Source organism: Herbaspirillum lusitanum, assembly GCF_046025995.1.
Lineage (GTDB): Bacteria > Pseudomonadota > Gammaproteobacteria > Burkholderiales > Burkholderiaceae_D > Herbaspirillum > Herbaspirillum lusitanum_A.
Genome location: NZ_JAQQFM010000004.1, coordinates 329,078 through 349,046, shown reverse-complemented (window position 1 = coordinate 349,046; position 19,969 = coordinate 329,078). Strand labels below are relative to the sequence as shown.

The following is a 19,969-nucleotide window of genomic DNA, read 5'->3' as shown; positions in this document are numbered from 1 at the left end:
CAACAGCCTCATCCGGATCAAGCCGACGCAATGCGTCGCTCTCATTTTCAGAACCAGAACCGCATCGAGGCCGCCATGTCATCGATTCATCCGCTGCATCCACCGACCATGCCAAGCGCCAAACGCTCTTCAGATTCAACCGCGACGAAGCGCTCACCCGCTTCCTCCGGCACCCGTTCCCAAGGCCCGTCGCGCTTTTCGCCGGTGCGTCTGCTGCAGGCGCCCTCGGTGCTGCTGTTGCTGGCATGGATGATCGTGCCGTTGGCGATGACGATTTACTTTTCGCTGAATCGCTACAACCTGATGGCGCCCGACCAGACCGGTTTCGTCGGTCTGGAAAACTATCAATTTCTGCTGGAAGATCCGGCTTTCTGGCCCTCGATTGCCAACACCGCATTGCTGATCGGCTCGGTGCTGGTGATCAGCGTGATCGGCGGCACCTTGCTGGCGGTGCTGTTCGATCAGCCCTTCCGCGGACGCGGCATCGCGCGTCTGCTGGTGATCGGCCCCTTCTTCGTGATGCCGACCGTGGCCGCGCTGATCTGGAAAAACATGATCATGCATCCGGTCTACGGCATGCTGGCCTTCGTCATGCGCCATCTGGGTTTGCAGCCTATCGACTGGCTTGCCGAATACCCCATGCTGTCGGTCATCATCATCGTCTCCTGGCAATGGATTCCCTTCGCTTTCCTGATCTTGCTGACGGCGTTGCAATCGCTGGACGGCGATCAGAAGGAAGCCGCCCAGCTCGACGGCGCCGGTCCGATCCGCATCTTCTTCTACATCGTGCTGCCGCACCTCAAGCGCGCCATCACGGTGGTGATCATGATCGAGACCATCTTCCTGCTGTCGGTGTTCGCTGAAATCTTCACCACCACCGCCGGCGGCCCCGGCACCGAAACCACCAACCTGACTTACCTGGTCTATTCCATCGGCCTGCAGCAATTCGATATCGGCATCGCCTCCGCCGGCGGCATCTTTGCGGTGGTGCTGGCCAACATCGTGTCCTTCTTCCTGGTGCGCATGCTGGCGAAGAATCTGAAGGGAGTGAACGAAAAATGAGCGACAAGAAAACCAGCCCCCTATGGGTGGGCGTACTGGCCTGGGCCTGCGCCATCGTGTTGTTCTTCCCGATTTTCTGGATCGCGATCACGGCCTTCAAGACCGAGCATCAGGCTTACATGCCGAGCCTGATTTTCATGCCGACGCTGGATACCTTCCGCGAAGTGTTCGAGCGCAGCAACTATCTGGCCTTCGTCAGGAACTCGCTGATCGTGTCGCTGGGTTCGACCATTCTGTCGCTGTTGCTGGCGGTGCCGGCAGCGTACTCGATGGCCTTCTTCCCGACCGGCCGCACGCAGAAGCTGCTGCTGTGGATGCTGTCGACCAAGATGATGCCGGCGGTGGGCGTGCTGATCCCGATCTATCTGCTGGCCAAAAATACCGGCCTGCTGGACAGCGTATCGGGCCTGCTGATCATCTACACCCTGATCAATCTGCCGATTGCGGTGTGGATGGCCTACACCTACTTCAATGATGTGCCCAAGGAAATTCTGGAAGCGGCGCGCATCGACGGCGCCAATGCCTGGCAGGAAATGATCTATCTGCTGTTGCCGACCGCCATGCCGGGTCTGGCATCGACGGCGCTGCTGCTGATCATCCTGTCGTGGAACGAAGCCTTCTGGAGCCTCAACCTGACCAGCGTCAACGCGGCGCCGCTGACGGTGTTCATCGCCTCGTACTCGAATCCTGAAGGCCTGTTCTGGGCCAAGCTGTCGGCCGCCTCGCTGCTGGCGATTGCGCCCATCATGGCGCTCGGCTGGCTGGCGCAGAAACAGCTGGTGCGCGGCCTGACTTTTGGCGCGGTGAAATGATGATGGCTCAGGCAATTACTCATCTCGTCTGCGACTGCGACGGCGTGCTGCTCGACAGCGAAAGCATTGCGCTGCGCGTGCTGCACCAGGAATTGTTGCCGCTGCTGCCGGCGCTCAGTGTTGCCGATGCCGGCGGCAGCGCGGATGCGCAGGGCGATCCCGGCGACAGGGAAGAAGACCCGCGCAGCGCGCTGCTGCACAGCGCCATCGCCAATCGCCTCGGCATGTACACCGATCTGCTGCTGGATGAAGTCAATGCGGAATTTGCGCTCGGCCTCAATGAACTGCAGGCCGCACGCATCAACCAGGAAGTGGCTCTGGCCTGCAGCAACGAGGCGCAGGCCGTGAGCGGCATCGCCGATGCACTGCAGATGATCCGCCTGCCCAAGGCGGTGGCCAGCAACAGCAGCCCGGATCGCATCGCGCGCGGCCTCCAGCGTTGCGGCCTGTTGCCGCAATTCGCCGGGCACATCCACAGCGCGCACGAGGTAGGCAAGCCGAAACCGGCGCCCGATGTGTATCTGGCGGCGGCAGCCGGCTTCGGCGTCGATCCGCACCGCTGCGTGGCGGTGGACGACAGCGTCACCGGCGTGCGCGCAGCGGTGGCGGCCGGCATGCACGTGCTGGGCTTCACCGGCGTGGCGCATGACCGCAAGGCGATGGCGCGCAATCTCAAGGCGGCCGGCGCCATCAAGGTATTCGACGACATGCGCCTGTTTCCGCAACTGATTTCCGAACTGATCTGGCTGCGCTGAGCGTTTGCAAGCAGACAGTCCCTGAACAAGCCCCTATCGGGCAACGCAAAAAGGAGCATTCCATGGCAGCCGTGAGCATCAGAAATCTGGCCAAGCGCTACGACGACAACGAAGTCATGCGCGACATCAATCTGGATATCGACGACGGTGAATTCGTCGTCTTCGTCGGGCCGTCCGGCTGTGGAAAATCCACGCTGCTGCGCATGATCGCCGGTCTGGAAGACATCAGCGACGGCGACCTCAACATCGGCGAACGGCGCATGAACGACGTGCCGGCCTCCAAGCGCGGCATCGCCATGGTGTTCCAGTCTTATGCGCTGTATCCGCACATGAGCCTGTACGACAACATGGCCTTCGGCCTCAAGATCGCCGGCAAATCCAAGGCCGAGATCGACAGCGCCGTGCAGCATGCGGCCAGGATCCTGCACATCGATCATCTGCTGGATCGCAAGCCGCGCGCCTTGTCCGGCGGTCAGCGCCAGCGCGTTGCCATCGGCCGCGCCATTACCCGTCAGCCCAGCGTGTTCCTGTTCGACGAACCGCTGTCGAATCTGGATGCCGCCCTGCGCGTCAAGATGCGGCTGGAGTTTTCCAAGCTGCATGACGATCTCAAGACCACCATGATTTACGTCACCCACGATCAGATTGAGGCGATGACGCTGGCCGACAAGATCGTGGTGCTGTCGGAGGGCCGCATCGAGCAGGTCGGCACGCCGCAGCAGCTGTATCACCATCCGGCCAATCGTTTTGTGGCCGGCTTCATCGGCTCGCCGAAGATGAACTTCATCGACGGCAGCGTGGCGGCCGTCAGCAGCGAGGGCGTGCTGCTGCAATTGCCGGGCGGCGGTACGCAACTGGCGCGCGTCGACGGTAGCGGTCTGATCGTCGGGCAAGCGGTCACTCTGGGCGTGCGGCCCGAGCATCTGCATGTGACGGAGCAGACGCCGATGCTGAGCGCCAGCTTCAGCGCGCTGGAATTGCTGGGCGATTTTTCTTACCTCTATGCCGCCGGCGCGACGTCGGAAGAGCCATTGATCTCGCGCGTGCCGGACACCGTGCATCCGCAGGCCGGCAGCGTGCTTGGCTTTGCCGCCGATGCGGCGCGCTGCCATCTGTTTCTGCAGGATGGCAGAGCCTTGCCGCGCATGACGGATGTGCCGGCTGCGGCGCACAGCGCAGGCGCCACGCACTGATCAACAAGGCAGGCATGAGCACGTCGCATCAAGCACGAATTCGAATCACACGCCATTACAAGGAGCGCAGATGAGCGAGGCGCAATCCCAAGACAATCTGATCTGGCTGCACATCGGCGCCGGATCGTTTCACCGCGCACACCAGGCGGTCTATCTGCATCGCCTGCGGCAGCAGGGCGATGCCGCCGATCTGCGCTGGCAACTGGCGCTGGCCAATATCCGCGAAGACATGGCGCCGCTGCTGCAAGCCCTGCAGGCGCAGGACGGGCGCTATACGCTGGAAACCGTCACGCCCGAAGGCCGGCGCAGCTATGAAGAAATCAGTTCGGTGCAGCGCATCGTGCCCTGGGATCTGCAGCTCAGCGAGCTGATCAGCACCGGCGCCGACGCGCGCACGCGCGTGATTTCATTCACGGTCACCGAAGGCGGTTACTACCTGGATCATCGTCACCAGCTGGACCGCGCCAACGCCGATCTGGCCGCCGACATCGAAGGCGCACGGCGTACCATTTATGGCGCGATTGCCGCGATGCTGGCGGCGCGCAAGGCGGCCGGCGGCGGCGATCTGACCCTGCTCAACTGCGACAACCTGCGCCATAACGGCGAACGCTTCCGCGATGGCCTGCTGCAGTTCCTGCAACTGCGCGGCGACAGCGAACTGCAGCAATGGGTGGCGCAGCATGTATCGAGCCCCAATTCCATGGTGGACAGGATCACGCCGCGCCCGACCGCCGAGGTGCGGCAGCGCGTGCTGGCGGCCACCGGTGTCGACGACGCCTGCGCGCTGATGGCCGAATCCTTCATCCAGTGGGTGATCGAGGATGACTTCAAGGGAGGCCGTCCGGCGCTGGAGAAAGTCGGCGTCGAGATGGTGGCCTCGGTGCTGCCGTATGAAGAAGCCAAGATCCGCATCCTCAATGCCAGCCACAGCTGCATCGCCTGGGCCGGCACGCTGATCGGCCTGAACTACATCCACGAAGGTACGGCGCATGCCGACATTCATCGCATGGCCTACGACTACATCACGCAGGATGTGATTCCCTGCCTGACGCCGAATCCGCTCGATCTGGCGCAGTATCGCGATACCACGCTGACGCGTTTCAGCAATCCGAATATTCAGGACACCAACCAGCGCGTCGCGGCCGACGGCTTTTCCAAGATTCCCGGCTTCATCCGCCCGACCTTGCAGGAATGCTTCGCGCGCGGCGCCGATCCGCAGGCCACCGCCATGCTGCCGGCGCTGTTCTTCGTGTTTCTGCAGCGCTGGCATCAGGGGCAATTGCCTTACGAATATCAGGACGGCATTTTTGATCATGAAGCCACGCGCGCCATGCTGGACTCCAGTGATCCGCTGCAAGCCTTTTGCGCCGATCGCCTGTTGTGGGGCGAGCTGGCCGGCGACCAGCGCTTGCACGGCGTACTGAAGCCGGCGCTGGGGCGGATAAATGCCTGGCTGCAACAAGTGAAGCGCTAGAATAGCGCCACCCATAAAAACAACGAGGAGCGCCATGTATCTGGGCATAGACCTGGGCACGTCCGAAGTCAAAGCCGTGGTCATCGACAGCGGCGGCAAGATGCTGGCGCTGGCCGGCACGGCCTTGAGCGTGTCGCGTCCGCATCCGCGCTGGTCGGAACAAGACCCGCAGCATTGGTGGCAAGCCGCCTGCGACAGCGTGGCCGCGCTGCGCGCGCAACTGGGCGAGGCGGTGTTCGGCGAAATCCGCGCCATCGGCCTGTCGGGCCAGATGCATGGCGCGGTGCTGCTGGATAGCGAAGACCGGGTGCTGCGTCCGGCGATTCTGTGGAGCGATGCGCGCAGCACCGCCGAGTGTGCCGAACTGACGCGCCGCGCGCCGCGCCTGCATCAGTTGGCCGGCAATCTGGCGATGCCCGGTTTCACTGCGCCCAAGCTCTTGTGGGTGGCGCGCCATGAACCGCAGATTTTTGCCAGGACCGCCTGCGTGTTGCTCCCCAAGGATTGGTTGCGTCTGCAAATGAGCGGACAGAAGATTTCCGATCCGTCGGATGCCGCCGGCACCTTGTGGCTCGATGTTGAAAAACGCGACTGGTCCGATGAATTGCTGGAAGCCGGCGGCATGCAACGCGCGCAGATGCCGGACCTGGCCGACGGCAGCGCCTGTGCCGGCACTTTGCTGCCGCAGGTGGCGCAGGCCTGGGGGTTGTCAGCGCAAGTCATCGTGGCCGGCGGCGCCGGCGATGGCGCCGCCAGTGCGGTCGGCATCGGCGCGGTGAATCCGGGCGACGGTTTTCTGTCGCTCGGCACGTCCGGCGTGCTGTTCGTGGTGAACGATCGCTTTCGTCCGAATCCGGCGCGCGCCATTCATGCCTTCTGTCACACGCTGCCGCAGCGCTGGCATCAGATGAGCGTGATGCTGTCGGCGGCCAGTTGTCTGCGCTGGTTTTGCCGCTTGTGCAGCGTTGATGAAAAGACGCTGCTGTGCGAGATCGAAGCCTTGAATCAGGATCAGCTGGACAACGCGCCGCTGTTTCTGCCGTATCTATCGGGCGAGCGCACGCCGCACAATGATCCTTATGCGCAGGGCAGTTTTCATGGCTTGGCGCCGGAACACGAACGCGCTGCGCTCGGCTATGCGGTGCTGGAGGGCGTCTGTTTCGGCATGGCCGATGGTCTCGATGCATTGCGGGTGGCGGGCGCCGCAGTAAGCGAGTTGTCGCTGGTCGGCGGCGGCGCGCGCAGCACTTACTGGGCGCAATTGCTGGCCGATGTGCTGCGGGTGCGCATCGTTACCCATGTCGGCAGCGAAGCCGGCGGTGCGCTCGGCGCTGCGCGTCTGGCCTGGCTGGCGGCCGGCGGTCAGGAGCAGGAAGTCTGCAGCAAGCCGCCACGGCTGACGGTATATGAGCCCAATGCCACGCGGCACGCTGCCTTGCAGATTCGTCTGCAGCGTTATCGCGACGCTTATCGCGCGTGGCCGCCGCTGTTTTCCGATGTCGATGTGCAGTGATGCGGGAACTGCGACGGAGTAAAAAAAGCCGGATGAAATTTCATCCGGCTTTTTGTTTGCTGCGGGCGGGTAGGCGATCAATATATCAATATTCAGTCATTATTTGGCGCTGAACTTGAACACCGAAATCGCCTGCAATAAACGCATGGTCTGATCTTCCAGGCTGCCGGCCGCGGCCGCCGCCTGTTCCACCAGCGCCGCGTTCTGCTGCGTCGCTTCGTCCATGTGCGTCACCGCCTCATGCACCTGATCGATGCCCTGGCTTTGCTGCTGGCTGGAGATGGTGATCTCGTTCATGATGCCGGTTACGCGCTTCACCGAGTCGACGATTTCGGACATGGTGCTGCTGGCGTTGTCGACCAGACGATTGCCGATTTCCACCTTCTCCACCGAGTCGTCGATCAGGGTCTTGATCTCTTTCGCCGCGCCGGCCGAGCGCTGCGCCAGACTGCGCACTTCGCTCGCCACCACCGCAAAACCGCGCCCCTGTTCGCCGGCGCGCGCCGCTTCCACCGCCGCGTTGAGCGCCAGAATATTGGTCTGGAAGGCGATGCTGTCGATCAGGCCGATGATGTCGACGATCTTCTTTGACGACTCGCTGATTTCGCTCATGGTGGCGCCGGTCTTGGTCACCACGTCGCCGCCTTTGAGCGCGATCGAGGAGGCCGAGTCTGCCAGTTGGTTGGCCTGCAGCGCATGGGCCGCGTTCTGCTTAACGGTCGAGGCCAGTTGCTCCATGCTGGAGGCGGTCTCTTCCAGATTGGCGGCCTGCGCTTCAGTGCGGCGCGACAGATCCAGATTGCCGGACGCGATCTCGCGCGTGGCGCCGCTGATGGTTTCGACATTGGTGCGGACGTCGCCGATGATCGCGGTCAGATTGATGTTCATCTGGCGCAGCGCGCGCAGCAGGCGCCCGGTTTCATCGTGACGGTCGGAAGTAATGCGGCTCGACAGATCGCCGCCGGTGATGGCGTAGGTCACGTCCAGCGCCTGCTGCAGCGGCCGCACCAGTGCACCGTGCAAGGCCGCCCATAAGGACAGCGTGACCAGCACCGAGGCCGCCGCCAGTCCGCCGACCCACAGATCGTGACGCGAGAAAAAGCCGGCGACCGCCACCGACAATTGCATCAGCAACAGCAGCGACATCGACAAGGTGATGCGGGTCTTCAGCGGGATGTGCGCCAGTTTCGCCAGACGCCCGGCAAGGCCGGTGCTGACCACTTCGCCGCGCTCCAGCGCAATGCCCTTGGCCTGACCCTTGCGGATGCTGGCATAGAGCTTTTCGGCATCGGCTACGGCTTGCCGTTCGGGCTTGGTGCGCACCGACATATAGCCGACCACCTGACCGTTTTCGCGGATCGGCGTGACGTTGGCGCGCACCCAGTAGTGGTCGCCGCTCTTGCTGCGATTCTTGACCAGACCGGTCCACGGCGTGCCGCTCTTGATGGTCTTCCACATGTCGGCGAAAGCCTCGGCCGGCATGTCCGGATGGCGGATCAGATTTTGCGGCGCACCCAGCAGCTCTTCTTCATTGAAGCCGCTGACTTCGATGAAGTATGGATTGACGTAAGTGATATTGCCCTTGAGATCGGTCTTGGAGACGATCGATTTGCCGTCGAGCAGTGGACGTTCCACATTGCTGACGGGCGTGTTCATGCGCATCTTTTACCCCTGTCAAAGAAGCTGTGTTGTGATTCCCGGTGTACTGCAGAAAGCGACGGAAAGCTGCGGCTGGCGCGATGCTGGCGTGAACGAACTTGAGGGCGGCGCCCCGATGCGCCGTGCTCCCTCGTGCTGCGTTACCTGGTGGTGTCGTCGGAATCGCTTCCGAAGGCTGGTGTTACGCCATTCGCGCTGCCGTAAGGCTTGCCGAAGACGTGAGTGTATGTCGGGTAAAAAGAGCAGTACATGACTACGGTCAATATTATCGAGATTGGCAGCAGGATAAACATCATGATCGTGGCATTGCCGATCAGCAGGCCGACGATCAGGCTGATCACCATCGGCACCACCACGCCCAGGCCGGACCAGGCCAGGCCGTAAAGCACAAAGGCGGCGCCGGCGCGGCGCACGGCGAAGAAGCTGTAGAACAGCGCTTTGCCCAGCGTCATGTTTTGCCACATGATCAGCGGCGCGGCGTACCAGAAGGTCATGGCTGCCGGAATATAGATCACGCCGGCCATGATCATCGCCAGTTGCAGATTGCTGCCGGCAATCTGCGTTGGATCAAGGCCGGGGCCGGTCATGGCGCGCCAGAACACGCCGCCGTCGACCAGGCTGGAGGCGCCGACCGCAATCATCGCCGCCAGCACATAGAGCAGACCCAGCTTGAGCAAGGTCTTGAGCACCGGGCTGCGGAAAGCGATCATCAGCAGCGTCGGATACACGCGCTGGCCCTGTTCGATCTGGGCGCAGGCCTGCATGAAGGCCATGGCGAACACCGGCACCAGAATCAGCGGCAGCACCTGGCCGATCACCGGCAGGATGCCCAGCGCCAGCATCAGGAACATGTAGGCCAGAAACAGCGTCGAGATTTCGGCAGGTTGCTTGCGGAACAGCGCAAAGCCTTCCTTGACCCAGATCCAGCCTGTTTTTGCGGGAAGTTTTTGCATGCGTTTCAAATCATCAATAGGGGCGGCGCATCTGCGTCACGCCAGCGCCGGAACAGCTTCGCTGATGCGCAGACGCAGGATGCGTTCGAAATGGCCTGGATCGTGCGGCGTCAGCATCTCGGCGGCACGCGGCATGTAGAAGTCGTACAGGCGCGACAGCCAGAAGCGCAGTGCCGCAGCGCGCAGCATCGGCTGCCAGGCTTGTTGTTCGGCCGCGGTAAACGGTCGCACCGCGCGGTAAGCATCCAGCATGGCTTGCAGGCGCGGCAGATCGAGCGCGCCGCTGTCCAGATCCACGCACCAGTCGTTGACGGTGACGGCCAGATCGAACAGCCAGGTGTCGCAACCGGCGAAATAGAAATCGAAGATGCCGGTCAGGTTTTCGCCGACGAACATCGCATTGTTGCGGAACAGGTCGGCATGCACCGGGCCCAGCGGCAACTCGGCATAGACCTGGCCGGCGGCGAAGTCCTGCTGAAATTTCACTTCGCTGCTCAGCAATTGCTGCAACTCGGGCGGCAGATAGGGCAGCACTGTCGGCGTGGTTTGCAGCCACCACTCCAGACCGCGTAAATTAGGCTGGCGAATCGGAAAGTCTTCCGCCGCCATATGCATGCAGGCCAGCATCGCGCCCAGTTCGGCGCAATGCACAGGCTGCGGCGCCAGCTGCGATTCGCCGGCCAGCTTGCTGACGATGGCGGCCGGCTTGCCGTTGAGCTGATGCAGGATTTTTCCGTCGCGGTTGGCCACCGGCGCCGGCACCAGAATGCCGCGCTCAGCCAGATGGCGCATCAGTTCCAGATAAAAGGGCAACTGTTCCGCTTCGAGCTTTTCGAACAGCGTCAGCACATACTCGCCGCTATCCGTATTGATGAAGAAATTGCTGTTTTCGATGCCGGAAGAAATGCCTCTGATGGACAGCGCTTTGCCGAGCGGGAATTGTGTGATCCAGCCGGATAGATCATCCAGACTGACCGGAGTAAATACTGCCATGGGGAAAAATCAAAAAGGTTGAGCGCCGATGAATCGGCGCTGGGCGCTGCATTTTAGCTTGCCCGGCCTGTTGCGCCGGGCTTGTTATGTCTTGCTGCGAGCGAACCCGCAGTGCCCTCGGTCTTGCCTGTTCTTGCTGACGGCTTACTTGGCGTCGCTATCGGCGTCGGTCTTCTTCGGTTGCTTGCTGCCGCCCCAGTCGAATTCCTTGACCTTCCATTGCGCCGCTGTCGGCGGGCCGCTTTGCGCATCGCCCGGGGTCGAGCTGCCGACCTGCTGATGCGGTTTCAGGTAATACGTGCTGGGACCTGATTTGACTTCGATTTCCTTGGTCTGGCCATGATCGCGGCGTTCGTTGATGCTGTTGCCGTTGTTGCCGCCACCGCCACCCGGTTTCTGAATGGTCACGGCAGGCGGTTCGCCTTCTTCCAGTTTTTCCAGTTCAGGTGGTGGCGGCGCCGGCGCAGCCGACGGTGCGGCGGGCGTTTGCGCCATCGCCAGAGGCGACGCCAGACCCGCGCTGATGCTGATCAGCACGGCAGCGAGGCATTCTTTGGACCACACTTTGGGTGAGTTCATGATGATTCTTCTTTATAGGTTGGACATCGTTAGCGGGCATTGTAGCAAAACCATCGATACCGCTTCTGCAAGTTTCATCCGGGAAAATAGTCATTCTGGCAATAAACTCCAGATGAGCTTCGCGCTTTTGCTGCTGATTTTTTTGGTGCTCTTGGCTTCGGCGCAAAAAAACGACGAACGTTCAGCGCGGCCGCAAGAAAAAGCGGCCGGCTTGCAAATGTGAGGGCAAATAAAAACCCGCGATGCCGAAGCATGCGGGTCTTCATCAACGAGCTGACGCACCGGCGTCTCGTTACAGATACATGCCGCTCTGGCGTTCTGCATCCTCTTCTGTTTCCACCGGCTTGTCGCGTTCCGCGTAGAACTTCTGGATCGCGACGACCACTTCGGCCGGATCGTCGATCACTTGCAGCAGGTTCAGGTCCTTGGGCGAGATCATGCCATCGTTGACCAGCGTGGTCCTGATCCAGTCCATCAGGCCAGACCAGAACTTGCTGCCCACCAGAATCACCGGCATCAGCCGCGACTTGCCGGTCTGCATCAGGGTCAAGGCCTCGCTCAGCTCATCCAATGTGCCGAAACCGCCCGGCAGCACCACGTAAGCATCGGCATATTTGACGAAGGCCACCTTGCGCGCGAAGAAGTGGCGGAACGACAGCGAGATGTCCTGCCAGGCATTGCCGTGCTGCTCGTGCGGCAGTTCGATGTTGAGACCGACCGATGGCGAAGCGCCGTCGAAAGCGCCCTTGTTGGCCGCTTCCATGATGCCGGGGCCGCCGCCGGAAATTACCGCGTAGCCGGCGTCGGACAGGCGGCGTGCGATGTCGATGCACAACGCGTAATGCGGATCGTCGGGTTTGGTGCGGGCGGAACCGAAGATCGAAACCGCCGGTCGCAGTTCCGACAGGCGCTCAGTGGACTCGATAAATTCTGCCATAATCGTGAGTACATGCCACGACTCGCGCGCCTTCTTCGCAGTGGCGCGTTCAATATCGTTCACCTCCCGCAGTCGCGGGACATTTTTTCCTCTAAGTTCCATATGCAAAAAACCTTGTTGTTAGTTGATGGTTCCAGTTATCTCTATCGGGCTTTTCATGCGCTGCCCGATATGCGTAACTCGGAAGGCGCGCCGACCGGTGCGTTGTACGGGATCATCAATATGCTGCGCCGACTGCGTAATGATTATCCCGCAAGTTACGTGGCTTGTGTGTTCGACGCCAAGGGGAAAACTTTCCGTGACGATCTCTACGCAGAATACAAGGCCACCCGCAAATCCATGCCCGACGATCTGGCGCTGCAGATTGAACCGATTCATGCTGCAGTGCGTGCATTGGGCTGGCCTATCCTGATGGTCGAAGGCATCGAGGCCGACGACGTCATCGGCACGCTCTCGGTGCAAGCGACTGAAGCGGGACTCAATACCATCGTTTCGACCGGCGACAAGGACATGGCGCAGCTGGTCAACGACACCGTCACGCTGGTCAATACCATGAGCAATGAAACGCTGGACCGCGACGCCGTGATTGCAAAATTCGGCGTGCCGCCCGAGCGCATCGTCGATTACCTGAGCCTGATCGGCGACACCGTCGACAACGTGCCGGGCGTCGAGAAATGCGGTCCGAAGACGGCCGTCAAATGGCTCGCGCAATACGATTCGCTGGATGGCGTGATGGCCAATGCCGACAAGATCAGCGGCGTGGTCGGTGAAAACCTGCGCAAGGCTTTGGACTGGCTGCCGCAGGGAAGAGTTCTGGTGACTGTGAAAACCGACTGCGATCTGTCGGCGCACATGGAGTCGATTCTCGGCTCGCTGAGCATGCAGCCGCAAGATAAAGCGACGCTGAAAGACCTGTTCACGCGCTACAACTTCCGCACCTGGCTCAAGGAGGTCAGCGAAGAAACCGCATCGCCTGCTGCCGGTTCTGAGGCCGGTGCAGTCGCAGGCGAAAACATCGCTGCCGCCGGACAGCCTGCGCAAAGCGGCCTGTTCGCCAGCGCCGTGCCGGTCGAATATGAAACCGTGCTGACTGAAGCACAACTCGACGGCTGGCTGAAGACCATTGATGAGGCAGAGCTGACGGCGGTCGATACCGAAACCACTTCGCTCGATACCATGCAGGCGCAACTGGTGGGCATTTCGCTGTGCTGTGAGGCCGGCAAAGCCGCCTACATTCCGGTGGCGCACCGTTATCAGGACGCGCCGCCGCAACTCGCGCGCGACTTCGTGCTGGGCAAGATGAAGGCCTGGCTGGAAGACGACAGCAAGCCCAAGCTGGGCCAGAATCTGAAGTACGACAGCCACATATTCGCCAATCACGGCATTGCGCTGCGCGGCATCAAACACGACACGCTGCTGGAATCCTACGTCTTCGAATCGCATCGCCCGCACGACATGGATAGCCTGGCGGCGCGGCATCTGGAGCGCAAGACCATCAGCTACACCGAAGTCTGCGGCAAGGGCGCATCGCAGATCTGCTTCGATGAAGTGACGATAGAACGCGCCACCGAATACGCGGCGGAAGACGCCGATGTCACGCTGGCGCTGCATGAGAACATGTGGCCGCAGATCGCGCATGACAGCAAGCTGCTCTATATCTACGAAAAGATCGAAGTGCCGACCTCGGTGGTGCTGCAGAAAATCGAGCGCAACGGCGTGCTGATCGACAGCGAGCAATTGGCGAAGCAATCCAACGACCTCGGCAAGCGCATGCTGGAAATCGAACAGCAGGCCTACGATCTGGCGGGTCAGCCTTTCAACCTGAATTCACCCAAGCAGCTCGGCGAAATCCTGTTCGGCAAGCTGGAATTGCCGGTGGTGAAAAAGACGCCGTCCGGCACGCCCTCCACCGATGAAGAAGTGCTGCAGAAACTGGCCGAGGATTATCCGCTGCCGAAAGTGCTGCTGGACTATCGCGGCCTGTCCAAACTGAAATCGACCTACACCGACAAGCTGCCGAAGATGGTGGATGCCACCACCGGCCGCGTACACACCAACTATGCGCAAGCGGTAGCGGTGACCGGACGTCTGGCATCGAACGATCCCAATCTGCAGAACATCCCGATCCGCACCGCCGAGGGGCGCCGCATCCGCGAAGCCTTCGTGGCGCCGGCCGGCAGCGTGATCGTCTCGGCCGACTATTCGCAGATCGAGTTGCGCATCATGGCGCACATCTCGGAAGACGAAAACATGTTGAAGGCCTTCGCCGACGGCGAGGACATTCACCGCGCCACGGCGGCAGAAATCTTTGCGGTCGGCCTGGGTGAGGTCAGCAGCGAGCAGCGCCGCTATGCCAAGGTGATCAACTTCGGTCTGATCTACGGCATGAGCGCCTTCGGTCTGGCCGGCAATCTCGGCGTCGAGCGCTCGGCGGCGCAGATGTATATCGACAAATATTTCATGCGCTTCTCCGGCGTCAAACGCTACATGGATGAAACGCGTATGCAGGCCAAGGCGCGCGGCTATGTGGAAACGGTGTTCGGTCGACGTCTGTGGTTGCCTGAAATCAATTCACCTAATGGCCCGCGTCGTCAGGGCGCCGAACGCGCGGCGATCAATGCGCCGATGCAGGGCACTGCGGCCGATCTGATCAAACTGGCAATGATCTCGGTGCAGGGCTGGCTCGAAGCAGACGGCCTGCAATCGAAGATGATCATGCAGGTGCACGATGAACTGGTGCTGGAAGTACCGGAGTCAGAGTTGGCGCTTGTGCAAGTAAAGCTGCCTGAATTGATGAAAAATGTTGCGGAGTTGAAAGTTCCCTTGCTAGCAGAGGTCGGAATCGGTAAGAATTGGGACGAAGCGCATTAAGCCCGTTGGCTGAGCATGAAGTGCAGATGAAAGTCGGGCGTCGCGGGCAATTGAATGTAAGCTGAGCGGCGCTCGATGCAATTGCAGTAACAGAAAGAATAACAAGATGGCGGAGCAGGCAGCGCCCGAATAAAAGAATCAAGACAGAGCAGAGACAAACACAACAATAAAGCAGCAGAGACAAAGCAGTACCCAAAAACACAGCATAAAAATTAACAGGCAGTAAAACCGGCAGCACTGCAACTGACGTTTTGCGTGGTCGCGGTGAGGCATGATCCGTACTCAGAATGGCGAAGCCACGGGTGCGGTTCGTGTTGCGCGCAGGCGCTGGTTGCGCGAAGTTGGATGACGTCGCAAGAGGCTGTGACGGCGGCAAGCGGGCAGGGGACATGAGTCGCATCGGCATTGCGGGATCGGCATGGATGGCGCGCCATTGCGTCAATTCAATACGGCCGGTGATGCAATTGCTGCACTCGGCTTAACCCTTCCACGCAAGCCGTTGCCAGCCTCCATCAAATTAAAAGCAAGGAGGAGGCAATGAAAGCAACAGGGATGAAGGTGGGCTCGCGACTCGGGCTCGGATTTGGCGGGGTGGTGCTGCTGCTGGTGGTAGTCACCGCGTTCGGCATCTACAACATGCATCAGGTGCAGGGTCGCTTCAATACTGTGGTCAACATCAAGAATCCCGAGGGTGCGCTGGTCAAGGACATGATGGATACCGTGGCCGAGCGTTCGATCTCGCTGCGCAATCTGATGCTGCCGGCTGCACCTGAAGATGTGGACGTCGAAGCGCAATACATCGACGGCCAGTCGCTCAAGTACAAGATGGCGGCGCAGAAGCTGCAGACCATGTTTGAAAGTTCACCCGGCACCACCGACGAAGAAAAGGCCATGCTGCCGAAGATCAAGGAGCAGGCCGACATCGCCGACAAGCTGATCGTGCAGGCGGTGGAATTCGGTCAGCGCCGTGAAGCCTACGAGCTGGCGCAATTTCTGAAGGATCAGTATCTGCCGGTGCAGAAGAGCTGGCAGGTGCAGCTCAAGGCCCTGAGCGTGCTGGAAGATCGTCTGAATCAGGAGTCGGCCGCCGCCGGCGCCAACGCTTATGAGAAGGCACGGCTGCTGATGCTGATCATCAGCGCCGTCGGCGTGGTGACGGCGATTCTGGCCGGCTACTGGATCACCCGCAGTTTGCTGAAGAAGCTGGGCGGCGAGCCCGACTATGCAACTGCGATTGCCGGCCAGATTGCCGAAGGCGATCTGGCGGTGCATATCGAAACCCGCGCCGGGGATACCGATAGTCTGATGGTGGCGATGAAGGTGATGCGCGACAAGCTGGCCGCCATTGTGTCGCAGGTGCGGGTCGGTGCTGAGACCATCACCACCGCCTCCAGCGAAATCGCACGCGGCAATCTGGATCTGTCGGGCCGCACCGAACAGCAGGCCGGCGCCCTGGAAGAAACCGCATCTTCGATGGAGCAGCTCAATTCCACCGTCAAGCAAAACGCGGAGAATGCGCATCAGGCCAACGAACTGGCGCTGGCCGCTTCCGACGTCGCGGTGCAGGGCGGCAGCATCGTCTCGCAAGTGGTGGCGACCATGGAGTCGATCAATGCTTCTTCGCAAAAGGTGGCCGACATCGTCAGCGTGATCGACGGCATCGCCTTCCAGACCAACATCCTGGCGCTGAACGCGGCGGTCGAAGCGGCGCGCGCCGGCGAGCAGGGGCGCGGCTTTGCAGTGGTGGCTTCGGAAGTGCGCTCGCTGGCGCAGCGCTCGGCCAGCGCGGCGAAGGAAATCAAGGTGTTGATCGGCGACTCGGTGGGCAAGGTTGAGAACGGCAGCAAGCTGGTGGAACAGGCCGGCAGCACCATGAACGACATCGTCAGCAGCATCAAGCGCGTAACCGACGTGATGACGGAAATCACGCACGCCAATCGCGAGCAGAGCAGCGGCATCGAGCAGGTCAATGAAGCGATCATCCAGATCGACGACATGACCCAGCAAAATGCGGCGCTGGTGGAACAAGCCGCTGCTGCGGCCGGCTCTCTGCAGAACCAGGCCGGCAATCTGCAGCAACTGGTGAGCGTGTTCCGTCTCGACGCCAGCCAGACCGCTTTGCCGTCAGCATCCGCCTATGCCGAGGAGCGCACCATCGATGTCACGCCGGGCGCGCCCGAGCTGTCGCACGGTACTTCCGGCAATGTGCTGGCGGTGCAGGCATGAGATAGTCAACTGGCAGCCTTGCACCGGGCTGCTGATTCAGGCCGGCGCGATTGTGACTTTCCACAGCGGCGCTGATCGCAGTTTGCGGTTAGTATCCGCTGTGGGATGCGAGCCGGACCCTGAATCAGATCCAGAATCTGTTCTGCGAAAGCGGCCTGCATGCGGGCCGCTTTTTGTTTTTGGCTCTGCTTGTACAGCCGCCAGCCAGCATTGCCTCATTGCTTCATTCGCTTAGCGCTTCAGCCGTACCCGGCCTCATCGCATCGGCCTTGGTGGCCATGTCTTGCATGCCTTCTGCCAACCCTGAAATCAGTCCTGAACTCAGCCTTGAAAACGGAGAACCACGATGAACGATTTTCGCAAAGACCTCGATAGCTTGCTGGGCCAGAGCAGCCTGTCCGATACCCCGGATCGCCGCAGCTTCCTCAAGACCGCCATCGGCACCGGTTTTGCCGCCGCCGTCTTGCCGGTATGCGCGCAGACCATGATCAAGACCGACACCGGCGGCCTGACTGCGGGTGAAATTTCGGTCACCGTCAACGGCCAGCGCGTGCCTGCATATCGCGCCCAGCCGGAAGGCAAGACCAATTTGCCGGTGATTTTCGTGATCTCCGAAATCTTCGGCGTGCACGAACATATCGCCGACATCGCGCGCCGTTTCGCCAAGCTCGGCTACCTGGCCATCGCGCCGGACTTTTTCGTGCGTCAGGGCAACCCGGCGGCCTACACCTCCATCGCCGAACTGCAGAAGGAGATCATCACCAAGGTGCCCGACGAGCAGGTCATGACCGACCTCGACGCCTTCGTCAAATGGGCGGCAGAAAACGGCGGCGACGCCAATCGCATGGGCATCAACGGTTTCTGCTGGGGCGGTCGGGTGGTTTGGCTGTACTCCGCGCACAATCCCAGGATCAAGGCCGGCGCTGCCTGGTACGGCCGTCTGGTGGGCGACAAGAGCGCCCTGATGCCGCAACAGCCGATCGACATCGCGGCTTCTCTCAAGGTGCCGGTGCTGGGCCTGTACGGCGGCAAGGACAATGGCATCCCGGTTGATACCGTGGAGAAAATGAAGGATGCCTTGCAGAAAGCCGGCAACAAATCGGAATTCATCGTCTATCCGAATTCCGGCCACGCCTTCAATGCCGATTATCGTCCCAGCTATGTCGAGGCGGACGCCAAGGACGGCTGGGCGCATGCGGTGGAGTGGTTCAAGAAGCACGGCGTATAAAACCGGCCGGCTTGCCTCTCTATCTATGTATATAGGGGGCAAGCCCCCAAGGATGCTGCGAAGCGCGATAGTGAATTGGTGCATGCCAAATTTTGGGGCGAGGCGATCACGATAAATCCGTTCATGCACTGATTTGCATCAAGGCTTTGCACCGGGGATGAAAACTTTCATCCCCGTTTTTGTTTTTCCTTCAACAAAAGCGGCTGATCTGCTGCTTTTTGATCCATTTTCTGGCTCGACGATGCGGCGCAGGGCTCGGCGCGGGGTTGGCACGCCGTTTGCTAGATTTGGAACTGAGTAGAAGCGGCTAGCAGCGATCTGAACATCATCGTCTGCGGGGCATTGCTCGTGACGCTACCGGAACAGCCGGTAGCCCTGTATGAATTTATAGGACACGAGAAAATGATCCGGACTGCTTCTGTTTGCAGCGCATCGAGTTCTTTTTTGGGCTCACCTGCATGTGCTGGTTTTCCTTCCTTTCTTACATGTGATCTCGTTCGCGATCAGCGCCGCTGCGTAACTTCTCGCATGGTTCTGATGATCGCCGCTTGCAGCGTGCGAGGCATGCGAGGAACACGATGAACGCCGCGCTCAAGCGCTTCGCCGCGGCCTCGGTCGCTGAGTCTGGCGCTGTGTCTATGCCGGTCGACGGCCGCATCGCCTTGCGCATCCATGCCATACGCGAAGACGGCGAGGGTATCCGCGTCTTTGATTTGCACGCCGCAAACCTGGCTGAAAATGCAGGCGCATCACTGCCGCCCTGGACGCCCGGCGCGCATCTGAAACTGTCGCTGCCGAATGGCCTGGAGCGTTGTTATTCGCTCTGCAACGTGCCCGGCGAAGACCGCTTCTATCGCATCGCCGTCAAGCGCGAAAGCGCGACACGCGGCGGTTCCGGCTGGCTGCATGAGCAGGCCCGCGTCGGCATGCAACTGAGCAGCGGTGCGCCACAGAACGCTTTTCCTTTGCAGGCCTCCGAGGTGCCGCCGGTGCTGTTCGCGGCCGGCATCGGCATCACCCCCATCTATGCGATGGCCGCCGATCTCTTGCATCGCGGCCGTTCTGTTCAGCTGCATTATTTTGCGCGCAGTCTGCAACATGCCGCCTTTCTCAGCGCACTGATGCAGCCCGGCATGGCGCCGCATTGCACGCTGCATCTGGGCCTTGATGCAGAGGCGGTGGCCGCGGCTTTACACAAGGCGCTTGCAGCCTTGGCCCGCAATACGCCGCTGTATCTCTGTGGCCCGGCGCCGTTCATCGCGCAGGTGCGCGCGCAGGCTGAGAGCCTCGGCTGGGAAGAGGCGGATATTCATTTCGAGCTGTTTGCCGCAGCGCCCTTTTCTGCGCCAACGCCGGATGAGCCGGTCTCCTCCGTGTTCGAGCTGGTGTTGCAGAAGTCCGGCGTGCGCTGTCAGGTGCAGCCGGGCCAAAGCATCGTCGACGCGGCAGCGCAAGCCGGCGTGGAGATCGGCACTTCATGCGGCGAAGGCTTTTGCGGCAGTTGTCAGAGCACCGTACTGGAAGGCGTGCCCGAGCATCGCGACAGCGTGCTGAGCAGTCGCGAGCGCGCCGCCGGCAATTGCATTCTGCCCTGCGTCTCGCGTTGCAGCAGTGCGCGGCTGGTGCTGGATCTCTAGAAATGAATGCGTCGGAAAAGCGCAGTTGGCAAGGATTTGGTCGTCACAGAAATACATAAACCCACCGGAAAGGAAGG

15 protein-coding genes and 1 pseudogene are annotated in these 19,969 nt (G+C 61.0%); 11 read left to right on the top strand and 5 right to left on the bottom strand.

Annotated elements, in window-relative coordinates; all coding sequences use genetic code 11:
- The first annotated feature begins 30 nt into the window (after nt 1–30).
- The 6 genes and pseudogenes from PQR62_RS10185 to xylB all read left to right on the top strand — a co-directional run bounded on the left by PQR62_RS10185 (nt 31) and on the right by xylB (nt 6,809).
- Complete coding sequence (locus PQR62_RS10185) at nt 31–1,062, top strand: carbohydrate ABC transporter permease (protein WP_408157463.1); 1,032 nt, start codon at nt 31–33, stop codon at nt 1,060–1,062.
- Nucleotides 1,063–1,091: 29 nt separating this feature from the next.
- A pseudogene (locus PQR62_RS10180) lies at nt 1,092–1,874 on the top strand (carbohydrate ABC transporter permease); the annotation flags it as partial.
- Nucleotides 1,871–2,629: an HAD family hydrolase gene (locus PQR62_RS10175; RefSeq protein ID WP_408157461.1), complete on the top strand. Its 759-nt coding sequence runs from the start codon at nt 1,871–1,873 to the stop codon at nt 2,627–2,629. The pseudogene PQR62_RS10180 and the gene PQR62_RS10175, both read left to right, overlap by 4 nt.
- A 62-nt stretch (nt 2,630–2,691) precedes the next feature.
- Nucleotides 2,692–3,822 carry an ABC transporter ATP-binding protein gene (locus PQR62_RS10170; protein WP_408157459.1) on the top strand — a complete coding sequence of 377 codons (1,131 nt, stop codon included), beginning with the start codon at nt 2,692–2,694 and terminating at the stop codon, nt 3,820–3,822.
- Nucleotides 3,823–3,892: 70 nt separating this feature from the next.
- Nucleotides 3,893–5,296, top strand: coding sequence for a D-arabinitol 4-dehydrogenase (gene dalD, locus PQR62_RS10165; protein WP_408157457.1), 1,404 nt, complete (start codon nt 3,893–3,895; stop codon nt 5,294–5,296).
- Between the two features lie 34 nt (nt 5,297–5,330).
- Nucleotides 5,331–6,809: a xylulokinase gene (gene xylB, locus PQR62_RS10160; RefSeq protein ID WP_408157455.1), complete on the top strand. Its 1,479-nt coding sequence runs from the start codon at nt 5,331–5,333 to the stop codon at nt 6,807–6,809.
- Nucleotides 6,810–6,908: 99 nt separating this feature from the next.
- On the opposite strand, the gene PQR62_RS10155 is transcribed toward xylB, so the two are convergent.
- The 4 genes from PQR62_RS10155 to PQR62_RS10140 all read right to left on the bottom strand — a co-directional run bounded on the left by PQR62_RS10155 (nt 6,909) and on the right by PQR62_RS10140 (nt 10,993).
- A complete protein-coding gene (locus PQR62_RS10155; RefSeq protein ID WP_408157453.1) occupies nt 6,909–8,471 on the bottom strand; it encodes a methyl-accepting chemotaxis protein in 1,563 nt (520 codons plus the stop codon).
- Between the two features lie 137 nt (nt 8,472–8,608).
- Nucleotides 8,609–9,421, bottom strand: coding sequence for a BPSS1780 family membrane protein (locus PQR62_RS10150; protein WP_408157451.1), 813 nt, complete (start codon nt 9,419–9,421; stop codon nt 8,609–8,611).
- Nucleotides 9,422–9,457: 36 nt separating this feature from the next.
- Nucleotides 9,458–10,414, bottom strand: coding sequence for a homoserine kinase (locus PQR62_RS10145; RefSeq protein WP_408157449.1), 957 nt, complete (start codon nt 10,412–10,414; stop codon nt 9,458–9,460).
- Between the two features lie 144 nt (nt 10,415–10,558).
- Nucleotides 10,559–10,993 carry a hypothetical protein gene (locus PQR62_RS10140; RefSeq protein WP_408157447.1) on the bottom strand — a complete coding sequence of 145 codons (435 nt, stop codon included), beginning with the start codon at nt 10,991–10,993 and terminating at the stop codon, nt 10,559–10,561.
- Between PQR62_RS10140 and PQR62_RS10135 the strand changes: the two genes are divergently transcribed.
- Nucleotides 10,992–11,216: a hypothetical protein gene (locus PQR62_RS10135; RefSeq protein ID WP_408157445.1), complete on the top strand. Its 225-nt coding sequence runs from the start codon at nt 10,992–10,994 to the stop codon at nt 11,214–11,216. The genes PQR62_RS10140 and PQR62_RS10135 overlap by 2 nt on opposite strands.
- 69 nt (nt 11,217–11,285) lie before the next feature.
- On the opposite strand, the gene PQR62_RS10130 is transcribed toward PQR62_RS10135, so the two are convergent.
- Nucleotides 11,286–12,032, bottom strand: coding sequence for an LOG family protein (locus PQR62_RS10130; protein WP_408157443.1), 747 nt, complete (start codon nt 12,030–12,032; stop codon nt 11,286–11,288).
- Between PQR62_RS10130 and polA the strand changes: the two genes are divergently transcribed.
- From polA to PQR62_RS10110, 4 genes are all read left to right on the top strand, one after another.
- Complete coding sequence (gene polA, locus PQR62_RS10125; protein ID WP_408157441.1) at nt 12,033–14,801, top strand: DNA polymerase I; 2,769 nt, start codon at nt 12,033–12,035, stop codon at nt 14,799–14,801. It abuts the gene before it with no gap.
- Between the two features lie 537 nt (nt 14,802–15,338).
- Nucleotides 15,339–17,027, top strand: a complete 1,689-nt coding sequence (locus tag PQR62_RS10120; protein WP_408157439.1) for a methyl-accepting chemotaxis protein — start codon at nt 15,339–15,341, stop codon at nt 17,025–17,027.
- Nucleotides 17,028–17,373: 346 nt separating this feature from the next.
- A complete protein-coding gene (locus PQR62_RS10115) occupies nt 17,374–18,255 on the top strand; it encodes a dienelactone hydrolase family protein (protein WP_408157437.1) in 882 nt (293 codons plus the stop codon).
- A gap of 578 nt (nt 18,256–18,833) precedes the next feature.
- The gene (locus tag PQR62_RS10110; RefSeq protein WP_408157435.1) at nt 18,834–19,892 is read left to right on the top strand and encodes a PDR/VanB family oxidoreductase; all 1,059 of its coding nucleotides are present in this window, start codon (nt 18,834–18,836) and stop codon (nt 19,890–19,892) included.
- The last annotated feature ends 77 nt before the right edge of the window (nt 19,893–19,969 follow it).